Source organism: Allochromatium warmingii, assembly GCF_900107145.1.
Lineage (GTDB): Bacteria > Pseudomonadota > Gammaproteobacteria > Chromatiales > Chromatiaceae > Thermochromatium > Thermochromatium warmingii.
Map to the genome: position 1 here is coordinate 1 of NZ_FNOW01000022.1, position 12,426 is coordinate 12,426.

General features: G+C 54.7%; 12 protein-coding genes and 1 pseudogene. 9 read left to right on the forward strand and 4 right to left on the reverse strand.

The window, feature by feature from the left end:
- The first annotated feature begins 257 nt into the window (after window positions 1–257).
- The 4 genes from BLW10_RS08005 (at window position 258) to BLW10_RS08020 (ending at window position 4,425) form a co-directional block, all read left to right on the forward strand.
- Window positions 258–686 (forward strand): FxsA family protein, encoded by a 429-nt coding sequence (locus BLW10_RS08005; RefSeq protein ID WP_091333741.1) that lies wholly within the window; start codon window positions 258–260, stop codon window positions 684–686.
- Window positions 687–730: 44 nt separating this feature from the next.
- Complete coding sequence (locus tag BLW10_RS08010; protein WP_281241129.1) at window positions 731–1,852, forward strand: DNA cytosine methyltransferase; 1,122 nt, start codon at window positions 731–733, stop codon at window positions 1,850–1,852.
- On the forward strand, window positions 1,836–2,939 hold the full coding sequence (locus tag BLW10_RS08015) for a NotI family restriction endonuclease (RefSeq protein WP_143117037.1): 1,104 nt from the start codon (window positions 1,836–1,838) through the stop codon (window positions 2,937–2,939). The genes BLW10_RS08010 and BLW10_RS08015 overlap by 17 nt, the downstream gene beginning before the upstream one ends.
- Window positions 2,940–3,057: 118 nt before the next feature.
- Complete coding sequence (locus BLW10_RS08020; protein ID WP_091333747.1) at window positions 3,058–4,425, forward strand: J domain-containing protein; 1,368 nt, start codon at window positions 3,058–3,060, stop codon at window positions 4,423–4,425.
- Window positions 4,426–4,452: 27 nt separating this feature from the next.
- Here the strand turns inward: BLW10_RS08020 and BLW10_RS08025 are convergent, their stop codons facing one another.
- From BLW10_RS08025 to BLW10_RS08035, 3 genes are all read right to left on the reverse strand, one after another.
- Window positions 4,453–5,199, reverse strand: a complete 747-nt coding sequence (locus BLW10_RS08025; RefSeq protein WP_091333748.1) for an MlaA family lipoprotein — start codon at window positions 5,197–5,199, stop codon at window positions 4,453–4,455.
- Window positions 5,200–5,234: 35 nt separating this feature from the next.
- On the reverse strand, window positions 5,235–7,397 hold the full coding sequence (locus BLW10_RS08030; RefSeq protein ID WP_091333750.1) for an HD domain-containing phosphohydrolase: 2,163 nt from the start codon (window positions 7,395–7,397) through the stop codon (window positions 5,235–5,237).
- A gap of 131 nt (window positions 7,398–7,528) precedes the next feature.
- Complete coding sequence (locus BLW10_RS08035) at window positions 7,529–8,206, reverse strand: histidinol-phosphatase (RefSeq protein ID WP_091333752.1); 678 nt, start codon at window positions 8,204–8,206, stop codon at window positions 7,529–7,531.
- A 290-nt stretch (window positions 8,207–8,496) separates the two neighbouring features.
- On the opposite strand from BLW10_RS08035, the gene BLW10_RS08040 reads away from it, so the two are divergent.
- The 5 genes and pseudogenes from BLW10_RS08040 to BLW10_RS08060 all read left to right on the forward strand — a co-directional run bounded on the left by BLW10_RS08040 (window position 8,497) and on the right by BLW10_RS08060 (window position 11,363).
- Window positions 8,497–8,961, forward strand: coding sequence for a c-type cytochrome (locus BLW10_RS08040; RefSeq protein ID WP_091333753.1), 465 nt, complete (start codon window positions 8,497–8,499; stop codon window positions 8,959–8,961).
- A 183-nt stretch (window positions 8,962–9,144) separates the two neighbouring features.
- Window positions 9,145–9,681 (forward strand): annotated as a pseudogene (locus BLW10_RS08045) (IS607 family transposase); the annotation flags it as partial.
- 443 nt (window positions 9,682–10,124) lie between these two features.
- Complete coding sequence (locus tag BLW10_RS14115) at window positions 10,125–10,394, forward strand: zinc ribbon domain-containing protein (protein WP_218139706.1); 270 nt, start codon at window positions 10,125–10,127, stop codon at window positions 10,392–10,394.
- A gap of 99 nt (window positions 10,395–10,493) precedes the next feature.
- The gene (locus BLW10_RS08055) at window positions 10,494–10,763 is read left to right on the forward strand and encodes a DUF2191 domain-containing protein (RefSeq protein WP_091333802.1); all 270 of its coding nucleotides are present in this window, start codon (window positions 10,494–10,496) and stop codon (window positions 10,761–10,763) included.
- Window positions 10,764–10,934: 171 nt separating this feature from the next.
- Complete coding sequence (locus BLW10_RS08060) at window positions 10,935–11,363, forward strand: type II toxin-antitoxin system VapC family toxin (protein ID WP_091333756.1); 429 nt, start codon at window positions 10,935–10,937, stop codon at window positions 11,361–11,363.
- Window positions 11,364–11,405: 42 nt separating this feature from the next.
- On the opposite strand, the gene BLW10_RS08065 is transcribed toward BLW10_RS08060, so the two are convergent.
- Window positions 11,406–12,413, reverse strand: coding sequence for an NAD(P)H-dependent glycerol-3-phosphate dehydrogenase (locus tag BLW10_RS08065; protein ID WP_091333758.1), 1,008 nt, complete (start codon window positions 12,411–12,413; stop codon window positions 11,406–11,408).
- Window positions 12,414–12,426 lie beyond the last annotated feature (13 nt).

Genomic DNA, 12,426 nt, shown 5'->3' on the forward strand with positions numbered 1-12,426 from the left:
AAAGATTGATTGGCAGGGTGTTTGGTCGCTTTAGCCCTGCCAAGAGTTGTTAACTTTCGGTCAATTCCATCTGCAAATCAGGCACTATACGAAAGTTCTAGCTTGGACTTGCGTGCGCTGAACAGGTAAGGTTTTGGTGGAAGCGGCCAGCTATCAGCTTCCAGCTTTTAAGCACTTTCTTGTGACGAAGCTGGACGCTGGCGGCTGATAGCTGGAAGCTCCCAGCTCGATACATCAATCAACCGGAGAACACCATCATGCCGCTGTTTTTGCTGCTCTTTATCGGTTTGCCGCTGATTGAGCTGTATATTTTGATTCAAGTTGGCGCTGAAATCGGCGCATTTTCAACCATCCTGCTATCTGTGCTAACCGCTGTGCTCGGCGCATGGCTGGTGCGTCATCAGGGCTTTAGCGTGTTACGGCGCGTGCGCGAGCTACTCGACCGCCACGAACTGCCTGCGATTGAAGTTGTAGACGGGGCGCTGTTGCTTGTCGCCGGTCTGTGCTTGCTGTTGCCAGGCTTTGTCACCGATAGTTTCGGATTTATGCTGTTGATTCCACCGCTGCGGCGTATCCTCATCATCCGCGTGCTTGGCGTGCGTCCGCTGCCCGCATCGCCACCGGATAGAGCACGCGCTGATCTGCATATCCGCGTGATCGAAGGCGAGTGTCGCCGCGATCACTAACCGCTTGTTGGTTATATGAACTCAAAAATTAACGGAATCGAAATTTGAAACAGAAACAACCACAAGCGATAAGCTTATTTTCGGGAGCTGGCGGCATGGACATCGGTGTACGAGATGCTGGCTTCCATATTCTTGCGGAAATTGAGTGCGATCAATACTGCTGTGCAACCCTTGAGGCCAACGCCGAAGCCCAAGGCTATGACTCTAAAGTCATTCATGCAGACATCCGAAATCTTAACCCAAAACAACTCATAACCGATTTATCCGTAAAGCAAGGCGAGCTTGATTTACTGTTCGGTGGCCCACCGTGCCAATCTTTCTCTTTGGCAGGAAAACAGCATGGCTTAGAAGATGAGCGAGGACTGCTCCTTTTTGAAATAATTAGGTTTGCCAAAGAGATTCAGCCTAAAGTTATTTTTCTTGAGCAAGTCAAAGGATTGCTTTCTTCAAAAGGCAAAAATAATAAGCGCGGCGAAGTATTTGAAAAACTCCTAAAAGAGCTTGAAGCCATAGACTATACGCCGAAATGGCGGGTAATTATGGCAGCCGATTATGGTGTTCCTCAATTAAGAGAACGGCTGTTTGTCATAGCAACCAGAGGGCGCAACGGCTTTTATTTTCCAGAACGAACACATGCACCAATAGAAGAGTGCAATGGCTTATTTTCATATAAGCCATATATTGGAATCGGTGAAGTTCTAAAAGGACTGTCAAAGCCAGACCCCAAAATCAAAGGCAAAACTGTTTACGATAGAGCTGATAGCCATGTTGATGTCACGCCATCACGAGATCGTGAGCGCATTGCTCAAGTCCCTGAAGGCTCTTATTTAGCAGCCCAAACTCACCTTGGGGAAGCAGTGCGTTGCGGTTTATCACCAAAAGATACAACTAAATATTTGCGCCTTCATCGGAAACGCCCTTCAAACACATTGCGATGCGGAGAAATTTTTTATCACCCAACTGAAAGTCGATATTTAACGCCTAGAGAGTACATGCGCATACATGGTTATCCAGATAGTTATATATTAAAAGGGCCAATTCGATCAAGAACAGGTTCGGTTCCAAACTTAGATCAGCATCGGCAAATTGCTAATTCTGTCCCGCCTCCTTTAGCTAAAGCAATGGCACTGCAAATCAAAGGATTTTTAGATGAGCAAAATATTTGAACTGTACGGTTATCGTCTTGACTGCTGGAATGCAGAAGCTACTGCTAATAGAGAAAAAGCATGGTGTCCTTTTATGGATGCTGAGTGTGATGGTGGCGGAAACCGTTACCTTTCTGCATTAGATATCAGTAAAAACCCAAATCTGGGGAAATTTTTTCCAGGAAAAACAATAGTTCAATCCGGTGTTTGCTCTTTGCGTTTGCGAGATACGGAACAGCCGTGGATTGTTTGTCCACGTCGTTTGTTGTCCTTGAAAGGACAGAAATCTAACTATCAAACTCATGTTCGGGAGCAATTGATAAAATATTCAAATCTTGAGCAGGGAAAACGCTATCGTGCATGGTCTGAAGTAAAAATAAAAGTGGAAACGACTAACGATGATGACGAAGCAAAATCCTTCGATTACACGTTTGATTATATCCTAGCTGGTACAAGTCGAAAAAAACTATCTGAAGCAGCCGAACTTATTGGAAAGGGACTGAGCACCACTCAAAAAATAGCTGAAGACAATCAATATACATTAGCCTCCAGAAATGGCGAAATTTGGATTGATGACTTTCCATCTGATCCAATTGTTATTGTTGAAATCATGACATCAAGCACATCAGGAGGTGATAAAAAGAAGCGAACTCAGATTGCTATGGCTTGTGAGGATGCTATTGTTTCTCCAGAAAATCATCATGGCCCAGGAATTAACTATCGCCAAATATGGGCGAGAATGGTGAGTCAGTTAATTGTAAAATCCCAAGTCGGGATTGCTTGGAATGGCAAAACTATCTGGCTTCTTCAGAATCTGCTTGCTCAATATATTTCATCGACTACAGCACTAAATTTGTCAAAATATAATTCTCAAAATCCTGACGAGGTGAATATTCTTGCATTCGGGTACGGTGAAATTGATGCGAATTTTCCTGCTCCGATCATAGAATTGCGCAACTCTACTTTTTATGCAGGGCCTATTACTGAAAATGCGGATAATTCTGTTTCTAAAGGCTTCGTTGATATTGTAAAAATTGGTGCGCCACCGGAGAAAGAGCACCTATGGCGCTCGTTGTTTAAGAAGAGGCCATGTGGACAGATCATTTAGAAATGAATAAACACGCAGCTAATAAGGTGCTGCACCAGATGGCAATTCCGCTGCATCCCATTGCCGCCGGTGAGCTTGATCTTTTACCGTCCGACCTGACCACCCCGCCTGCCCGACCATGAGCCTGTCCTGGACGCATCAGATCGCCAAATCACTGGCCAGCGGACGCCCGAGTCCAGCCCTAGAACTGCATCTCGATGCGCTACTCGTCTGGTTGAGTAATCCCGATAATCCGCGTGCGGCGGCGCTCGAACGCGCCATCAAACAGCAGGGATTACCGCGCATTCAGGCCAGTGCCAGTGCCTATCGTCTGCTCGATCAACAACTGTTCGTCAGCGATGAGCCGCCCGCGCCGGAAGTCCTCGGCTTTGCCCCGAGTCTAGCCGCGCCGATTGCCAAGCAACGCTATCGCCGCCTGATGCAGGCGTATCACCCCGACCGTCACCCCGAGCGCACGCGCTGGGCAACGCGCCGCACCGAGCAAATCAATCGCGCCTTTGCTGCCCGCGAGCAGCGCGTACCGACGCCCACGCGCTCCACCGGACACAAAACCACCGCGCCGCGTGCGACACCGCGCCGCACCAGCACTTGGCGCAGTTGGCGCTTACCGCCGACCTGGTTGCCGGGGCGCGTGCGCGATCTGCTTGCGCCGCTCTGGGTGTGGGGACATCGGCGACTGCTGGCGCTGACACCGCGTCAGCAACGCGGCGTCGAATTGGTGGCGATTGTCGGCGCGATGCTGCTGATTGCGCTGCTCTGGCCGGTCGCGCCACCGAAGCCGGTGCCGAAAATTGTTCATCATCCACTCGGCACAACACCGCCAGTCGCAGCTCCGACTCCGGTCGTGCGGCCTGAGACAACTATCAGCGAAGCTGAACCCGCTGCGCCCGCGCCCAGCGGCTCGGCTGCTGAAGTCGCGCCGCTGCGTGCGGTGGTCACTGATGCAGATGCAGATGCAGATCCAAATACAAATACAAATGTAGAGACGACCACCGCCGCACCCGCGCTGCCGCCGTTGCCCGAACTGCCGATTGAGAATCCCGCGTCACCGCTGCCGCCAACTGCGCCGCGCACGCCATTAGCCCAAAACACCGCTCCCGACACCGCGCCGACGCCCACAACACGCGAGATCCGCTGCCAGACCGCGCCCGATCTGCTGTTGCAGTTTCAAGCCGCCTATGAAGATGGGGCGCTGGATGCGCTGATGGAACTCTACAGCCCGCTGGCGCAGGAAAACACGCTGCAAAACTGGTTTGCGATCCGCCAAGCCTATGCCGAATGGTTCAATACGACCGGCACGCGCCGCATCGAATTTGGTCAGATTCAGGTGCAGCCGATTGCCGACAGCCCGCGCTGTGCGCTGATGGCGGTGTTTGAGGTGCGCTATCTGGATCGACAGGCCAAGTTGAACACGCAAACCGGCATCATCGAAATGTTGATCGAACGCCGTCAGCGGACGTGGAAGATTCTGCGGGCGCGGTATTGAAGCCGCAGCGCCCGCTTGGGCGCTGCCTTAAAACTCGACTTCATCCCAAAAATCTGCTTGCCCGGTTTCCGCTTTGGTTGGCGGATTGCCGTCATGCACCAACGTCTCGCGCCGCTTGAGATAGGTGTCACGCACAAAGCTGTACGGATCGAGGCCCGATGCGTCGAGAATATCCGTCGTCGTCAATAGATCGGCGCGGCGGTCGAGCAAGCGTGTGCCGACCAATCCCCAGCGCGTTTCTTCGCTGTTCACGCTAATCAGTGGATCCGTGACCATATCGCCGCCCATGCCAAATAGATCGCGCATACTGCTTGGCCCCAAAAAGGGTGCGACCACATACGCGCCTGGCTTTAATCCCCAATAGCCGAGAGTCTGGCCGAAATCTTCTTTATAACTGGGCAAACCGACATTGCTGGCCACATCAATCAATCCCAGCACGCCAATGGTCGAATTAATCACCACGCGCCCGACATCACTCCCCGCCCGCGAGATTTTAAATTGCAAAACATTATTCACTGCTGACGTAATATCGGCGAGATTATTAAAAAAATTGGTAATCCCGCGATCCACCGGCTCAGGTGTAATGAATTGATAGCCTTTTGCCAGTGGTTGCACAAAGGCTTTATCAAAATCGCTATTAAAGCGAAAGACAGCGCGATTAAATGGCTCCAACGGATCACGCGGATCGGCAACACGCCCTGATTGCGACGCGCACCCGCTCACCAATATTCCCGCTAACACCCACGCTCCAGTCCGCGCCCATGCTTGAACCATCACCCTAACCCCGTGATTTCGGTGAATTGTTTCGATCATGGCGCGATCCTACCACAGCCGATGCGGGTGTCGGGGTCGAGAAGCGTGTCGCATTCGGTCAGATTGATCGAATGTGATACATCATCCACACCCTCACGCGCCATCATCCAAACTTCGCGCCCACCGCCGTGATCGAGATAATTGATTAAACTCAGCACCAACCGCTGTTCAAAACGCCGTCCGATTTCGCGCATCAAAATTGCGATTGCTTCGTCGCAACTTTTCGCATCGCGGAAGGAACGCGGGCTAATCAACGCAATAAAGGCATTCGCTAGGGCAATGACTTGCGCAGCCGGATGAATCTGCTCTCCCATTAAACCGCGCGGTCGCCCACTGCCGTCGATCCGTTCATTGATTTGCGCCAGCACGTCCAGCACTGGGCCATCAAATTCGATTTCGCGTAGCAAGTCTGGCCCAGATTCTAATGCTTCACGCACGCGCTTTAATTCTTGATCGGTCAATCCACTGCCTTTCACGAGCAGAGAGCGCGGAATGCGGATTTTGCCGATATTCACTAAACGTGCGGCCTGTTTCACCGTCTCAAGCTGCTGCGGATCAAAGCCGAGATCAGCGGCAATCGCACACGCAACCTGCACCACTGAGCGCGATTGATGCGCGGCATCGGGGTCGCGCTCATCGACTAGCCCGACGAGCGTATCAATAAGATGCTCGGTGTTGCGTTCGCGGCGTGTGCGCTCGCGCATCAGGTCGGTGAGATCTTCAATCGTGACCAGCACCGCCGGTTCTGGAACCGCGCTTGCGGTGGTAAATGGATGATGATGTGAGCGCCAGACCCGTTCGCATCCATTGGCGTCGCGGATGGTTTCGAGTACGATCTGCGGCACGCCAGAGGTCAACACCTGTTGATGTCGCGTCTGATACCGCTCGCCGATGTCAGTGCCGAGCACTTCGCTGAGATCGCGCCCGAGCAGGTCGGCGGACGACAGGCCGCTGAGTTCCGCCAGCCGTCGATTGGCATAGGCGATGCGCTGTTGAGCATCGACGACTAAAATCGGATTAGGCTGGCTGTCGGTGAGAATGTCGAGAAATCCCGACAGCCGCTCAAACCGCTCTGATGACAGGCGATAACACTCGGCGACTTCCTCGACACGGCGCGAACTGGCATAAAACCAGACCAACACCAGTGCCGCGCTAATCAACACCGTAAGCACTGCCAAGCCGCTTATCAGCGCCATGCGATGCGCATCACTGGCGGCTAGGGCTTCCGCAGCGCCGACGCGATGCACCAGCACCCAATCACTGCCCGGCACGCGCCGACTGACGGCGAATGAATCCTGAACAGCATAATGACGCCCGTGATGAAACTGTCCGGGCTGGGCCAATGCTGCTGCGTCGATGAGCTGTTCGGTCGTCAGCGCCAGACGCTTGGTGAGCGGCTCACTGCCGTCGAGCAGCGGTGAGAGATATTCGACCTGCGAGTCAGCGCGACGAATTAAATAAGTTTCTGCGGTGCGAGCGGTGATGCCGGGCTGCTTGAGAATCGCGAATACGCCGGCATCAAGCGGGCGCAGTGCCAATACCCGTGCGATCACGGGCGCGGCAGTTGCGTCGCTGGTCGTCTCGGCATTCGGCAACCATGCCCGCACCGGCACAACCACGCCGAGTGTTGGGCGTGCGTGCGTATCGAGATAGAGATCGAGCAAGCCGCGTTCGGCAAGCGGTGTGCGCTGGAGAAAAGCTGATAGCCGCGCATCGAGCGCAGTGAGGCCACCGCTGGCCGCTAAAATCTGCCCCGTCGGATCGACCACTGCCAGCGCACCGCTGGCCAGTGCTTCGAGACGATGCGGCTGATAGCCGGTAGCCTGCAATGAGGCCACGCCCAAACGCTCCGAGGTCGCAGCCAACAGCGTCCGCAGTGTCTCGCGGTGCGCATCGCTCGGCGGCGCGGCAGCAGCGGTTGCCGTACCAATGGCTCGATGCAACGCTTCTTGATACGCCAACCCCTCCAACACCGAATATTGACCCTGCAACCACTGCGCAATTGCCGCCACGCGACTCTCGGCGACCAGACTCATTTGCGTCTGCAATGCCCGCAGATCGCGCTCACGCTCGGCGTTGGCAAAAACAATAATGCCGTAAAGCGCCAGCCCCAAACTGAGCGCAAGCGCAGCAATAGCAAACTGAATCGGTTTGTTCACACATGCAGCTCCGTTGTTGAGCTTTCAGCGACCAGCTTTCAGCCTAAAAGCGAATTTACTGGTCACGACGTTCTAGCTTCGTAACCAGTAAATTCGCTGATCGGTTAAGCGGTAACAAAGCTGGCGCTTCATCACGAAAAACACAGTTCAGATGTCGCCCGCAACGAACAAATCGGCCACCCGCGCTCAGTCGCAATGTCGCGCAAGGTCGCATCAGGATTGACCGCAACTGGATGCGTGACCCGCTCCAGCAGCGGCAGATCATTCTGTGAATCGCTATAAAAATAGCTGTCGGTTAAATCCAAACCGTGTTCATTCAGCCAGTGTTCGAGCCGAATCACTTTGCCCTCACGAAAAGCCGGCACACCCGCGACCTCGCCGGTATAGGCGCCAGCGTGTTCAGCCGGTTGCGTGGCGATTAAATGCGGCACCGCAAAACGGGCAGCAATCGGCGCGGTGACAAAGGTGTTAGTCGCGGTGATGATGACCAGTGTGTCACCAGCAGCACGATGCTGTTCGACGAGTGCGCGTGCTGTCGGCGTGATGATCGGATCAATGCGCTCGCTGAGAAACTGTTCGCGCAAGCGTTCAAGCAGGGCGCGTGGATGCTCGCGGAGTGGCCGGAGCGCAAAGCGCAGAAATTCGGCAATATCGAGTACACCGGCTTGATACTCGCGATAAAAGCGTTCATTTTCGCGGGCGTATTCTGCGCCATCAACTAATCCGTGTTCGGCAAGATAACAGCCCCAGAGATAATCTGAATCGCCATCTAACAGGGTGTTGTCGAGATCAAAGAGAGCCAGTGACACGCCGCTTTATCCTCAAAATTTAGGAAACAGAACTGGAACACGCCGCCAACATCGGCGCACAGATCGCACCGCGAACGGCTAGAATACTACTCGAATCACGCCCCTGACACGGCCACCGCCGGAACTTTTCCGCACGCATCGGGCCACAGGCCAAACACGCGGCGCAGGTGTTGGCTTGCAAGCGTCGCATGTTGCCCCCATCTATTTGCGCCATGTATGGCGTCGGGGGCGTGCATTCATGACAACGCTTACGACCCGTGTTGATCTATTACCATCTGGAGAACCATTCGATGAAACAGTTGCTCGCCAGCACCGCCGCCGGTCTGATGGCCCTCGGCCTCGCCAGCTCCGCCCTTGCCGCTGATCTTTCGCCCGAAGAGCAGATCGAAATTCGGCAAGCTGGCTATGAATTCATGGGCTGGAACATGGGAAAGATCAAGGCCAATCTGGAAGGTAACTACAATGCCGCTCAGGTTGAAAGCGCCGCGAATGCGATTGCTGCCATTGCTAATTCCGGTATGGGCGCACTCTATGGCCCGGGGACAGATAAAGCTGTCGGTGACATGAAAACCCGTGTCAAGCCGGAATTTTTCGAGAATATGGACGATGTGAAAAAGATCGCCGGTGAGTTCGTCGAAGCCGCTAACGCGCTGGCTGAAGTGGCCGCTGAAGGTGAGGCTGAAGCGGTCAAGGCCGCATTTGCCGATGTTGGTGCAGCGTGCAAAGCCTGCCATCAGAAATATCGGGCGAACTAATACGTTCGGCATTCGCACTGCGGCTGGATAATCAGTCAGCTCCGAGGCCGCCCGCGTAGAGCGGGCGGCTTTTTTGTGCGTGTTGATTGCGCGTCCGACTGTAGTAGAACTTAAGAATGTGCGGTTGCGAAACAGTTAGTCATAAACTAACATAAACCTACTTTTAATTACTTTTAATAACACATGGCCTACGTCCCCTTACGCAAGGCCGTGGCCGAACTCGGGCTGCACCCCAACACGCTACGCCGCTATGCTGATCAAGGACGCATCCCAACGATCCGCAACCCTGCTGGACAGCGATTGTTTGACGTTGACGCCTATCTGCGCCGCGCTGTTGAAGCATCCGTCGTCGTCTACGCCCGCGTTAGTAGCGCCAAGCACCGCGACGATCTCGCCCGCCAAGTTGAGCGATTGCGGCGCGTCTACCCCGACGCGGAAGTCATCCAAGACATCGGCAGCGGCCTCAACTTCAAGCGTAAAGGATTGCGCACCCTATTGGAACGCCTCTTGCACGGCGATAAGCTCCGGGTTGTGGTTGCCCACCGTGACCGACTCGCCCGTTTCGGCTTCGACCTCATCGCCTTCCTCGTTGAATACAACGGCGGCGAGATCGTGGTTCTCGATCAGCCTGTGGATCAATCCCGAGAAGCCGAACGCACCGCCGATCTACTCGCCATCCTCCATCACTTCGCGTGTCGAATGCACGGTCGGCGCAGTCATCAAAGCGAAGCGGATTCGGCTCTATCCGACATCGAAGCAGAAGAGCCTGTTTCGGCAGTGGCTCGGAACCTCAAGATTCGTTTACAACGCGACCGTCAAGCATCTCAATCTACCAAAGGAACAACGGGAATCGCACTGGATGGGCGCGGCGAAGATCATCCTGCCGAGCCTGCCGGACTGGGCCGGAGCGATCCCGTATCAGGTCAAGAAGATCGCCGTTAAAGATGCCTATACCGCGTTTTCAAATGGCATTCGGAAATGGAAACACACCGGAGCGCCGTTTGATCTTCGCTTGCGCTCACGCAAGAACCCGAAGCAATCCTGTTTCATTCCTTCTTCCGCCCTCAAGGACGCGGGCATTTACCCCAAGATTGCTGGGAATCTCTATCGCGCCGAGGGCTTTCCCGACAATCCGAGGGATTCGCGCCAAATCGGTACGGGCGATGCTCGGCTACGCCTTTTTCCGTTTCGGTCAACGCCTAGCGGCAGCGGCGCAACGGATCGGCAAGGTCGTGTTGCGCGTCAACGAAGCATACACCTCGAAAACGGCCAGTTGGACTGGCGAAATCAAGCCGATTGGTGGTGCGAAAACCATCACTAGCGGCGGGGTCACGCTGGATCGTGACCTCAATGGCGCACGCGGGATCTTCCTGCGTGCTTTGGTCGATACACCCTCACTCAGAAATACGTGTGCATGTGTTGGCGCTTGTTAGTCGGCGTTAGCATAAAAGTATCGGTGTAGTCGCACGCGCTTGACATAGATGCCATCAAGTGCCAGCATCCATCATGATGACTGAAAACGGAGCACCATGATGCGAACGACCCTGACTCTGGATGACCAAATCGCCAAAAGCTTGCAAGAGCGTGCCCACCTTAGCCGTCAATCTTTCAAAGAAGTTGTCAATCAGGCGTTGAGTTTAGGGCTTAGTGCTATGGAACAACCGCCTGCACTATCTAACTATCAGCTAAAACCTGCTTCGATGGGTCGGCTACACTCCGGCATCAACATTGACAAGGCGCTTGATTTGGCAAACCAGCAAGAAGATGCTGCCATTGCCAATAAGTTGGAAATGCGCAAATAAGTTAGAAATGCGCAAGTCAACTAGGGTTTTGACCGTCGCTGCACGGTCGGCCTTATGCTATTCCACTGTACGTAACTGAAACGGAGGACGCGAGATTGGCGATTAAACGGCGCTCCGCGCCGTGCGCTCTCCCGCCCCGTTCTACAGGATGGGGTTTCTCGCGCAAGACTGATGATTTTAGTAGATGCCAACCTATTGCTGTATGCCGTTAATCGTGATTTACCGCAGCATGATAGAGCGCAAGCGTGGTGGGAGAGCATCCTATCTGACCGTACTGCTGTAGCTTTGGCGTGGGTGGTGATCTTAGCTTTTCTGCGTATCAGCACTAGCCCGCGTGTATTCGAGCGTCCGCTAAACATCGAGGCAGCAACGACCTATATGAACGAATGGCTTACCGTTCCAGTGGTCAAGCTGATTGTTCCTGGCCCCGGACATTGGCGGATTTTTCAGCAATTGATTACGCAAAGTGGAGCTGGCGGCAATTTGACGACGGATGCGCATTTAGCTGCTCTGGCCATCGAGCAAGGCGCTGTGCTGTACTCGGCTGATAATGACTTTAAGCGGTTTGCCGGTTTGGTGCATGTCAATCCGCTGAAGTGACGAAGCTAGAGCTTCGTCGCCAGCTTGTATAAGCTGAAAGCTCTAGCCAAACTCCGCCTTCGGCTCGCGCTCCAGCAGCGCCCGTGTTGCTTCTGCAGGCGAGCTACCTTCGTAGAGCACCCGATAGACCTGATGACTAATCGGCATCTCGACCCCGAGCCGCTGCGCCAGCCGCTGCACGGCGAGCGCGGTAATCACACCCTCGACTTCCTGTCCAATCTCTGCTTTTGCTGCATCGACGCTCTGACCACGCGCCAGCGCCAGACCGAGCCGCCGATTGCGCGATTGATCGTCGGTGCAGGTGAGCACCAAATCGCCCAATCCCGCCAAGCCGGTGAAGGTCTCGGCGCGACCGCCGAGTGCGGTGCCAATCCGCATCAGTTCGGCTAAACCGCGTGTAATCAGCGCCGCCCGCGTATTGGCTCCAAATCCCAGCCCATCGGCGATGCCGGTGGCAATGGCGAGCACATTTTTTGCCGCGCCGCAAATCTCCACCCCGATGAGATCAGGACTGGTATATGCCCGAAAGGTCGCACCATGTAGCAGCGCGGCAAAACGGGTCGCAAACTCAGGATGATCGGACGCTACTGTGACTGCCGTCGGCAGCCCCCGCGCCACTTCACCGGCAAAGCTTGGCCCCGAGACCACCGCCAGCGGGCGGTCGCCGAGTTCCTCACGGGCAACGGTATGCAGCAATTGACCGCTGGTCGCATCGAGTCCTTTGGTCGCCCAGGCCACCCCGAAGCCAGACGGCAGCTGCTCGGCTAACTGTCGAGCAACGGCGCGAAAGGCTTGACTCGGCACCACCACAAAACAGTCGGTCGCACCATCGAGCGCCGCATCCAGTGATGCGGTCGGCTGCAAGCTCGGCGGCAGCGGATGTCCGGGCAGAAACCGCTGATTCTCACCCGCCTGCCGCATCGCGGCGATTTGCTCCGGTTCATGTCCCCACAGTCGCACCGCATGACCATTGCGGCACAGTTGTAGCCCCAGAGCCGTGCCCCAAGACCCCGGGCCAAGTAACGCAATCTGCGCCGCGTGCGTGTTCATTGATTTACACTAA

What these genes read in the sequence shown, in the direction of transcription:
- BLW10_RS08005 (WP_091333741.1), top strand. Translation starts at nt 258, where the DNA reads ATGCCGCTGTTTTTGCTGCTCTTTATCGGTTTGCCGCTGATTGAGCTG.
- BLW10_RS08015 (WP_143117037.1), top strand. Translation starts at nt 1,836, where the DNA reads ATGAGCAAAATATTTGAACTGTACGGTTATCGTCTTGACTGCTGGAAT.
- BLW10_RS08020 (WP_091333747.1), top strand. Translation starts at nt 3,058, where the DNA reads ATGAGCCTGTCCTGGACGCATCAGATCGCCAAATCACTGGCCAGCGGA.
- BLW10_RS08025 (WP_091333748.1), bottom strand. Translation starts at nt 5,199, where the DNA reads ATGGTTCAAGCATGGGCGCGGACTGGAGCGTGGGTGTTAGCGGGAATA.
- BLW10_RS08040 (WP_091333753.1), top strand. Translation starts at nt 8,497, where the DNA reads ATGAAACAGTTGCTCGCCAGCACCGCCGCCGGTCTGATGGCCCTCGGC.
- BLW10_RS14115 (WP_218139706.1), top strand. Translation starts at nt 10,125, where the DNA reads ATGCTCGGCTACGCCTTTTTCCGTTTCGGTCAACGCCTAGCGGCAGCG.
- BLW10_RS08055 (WP_091333802.1), top strand. Translation starts at nt 10,494, where the DNA reads ATGCGAACGACCCTGACTCTGGATGACCAAATCGCCAAAAGCTTGCAA.
- BLW10_RS08060 (WP_091333756.1), top strand. Translation starts at nt 10,935, where the DNA reads ATGATTTTAGTAGATGCCAACCTATTGCTGTATGCCGTTAATCGTGAT.
- BLW10_RS08065 (WP_091333758.1), bottom strand. Translation starts at nt 12,413, where the DNA reads ATGAACACGCACGCGGCGCAGATTGCGTTACTTGGCCCGGGGTCTTGG.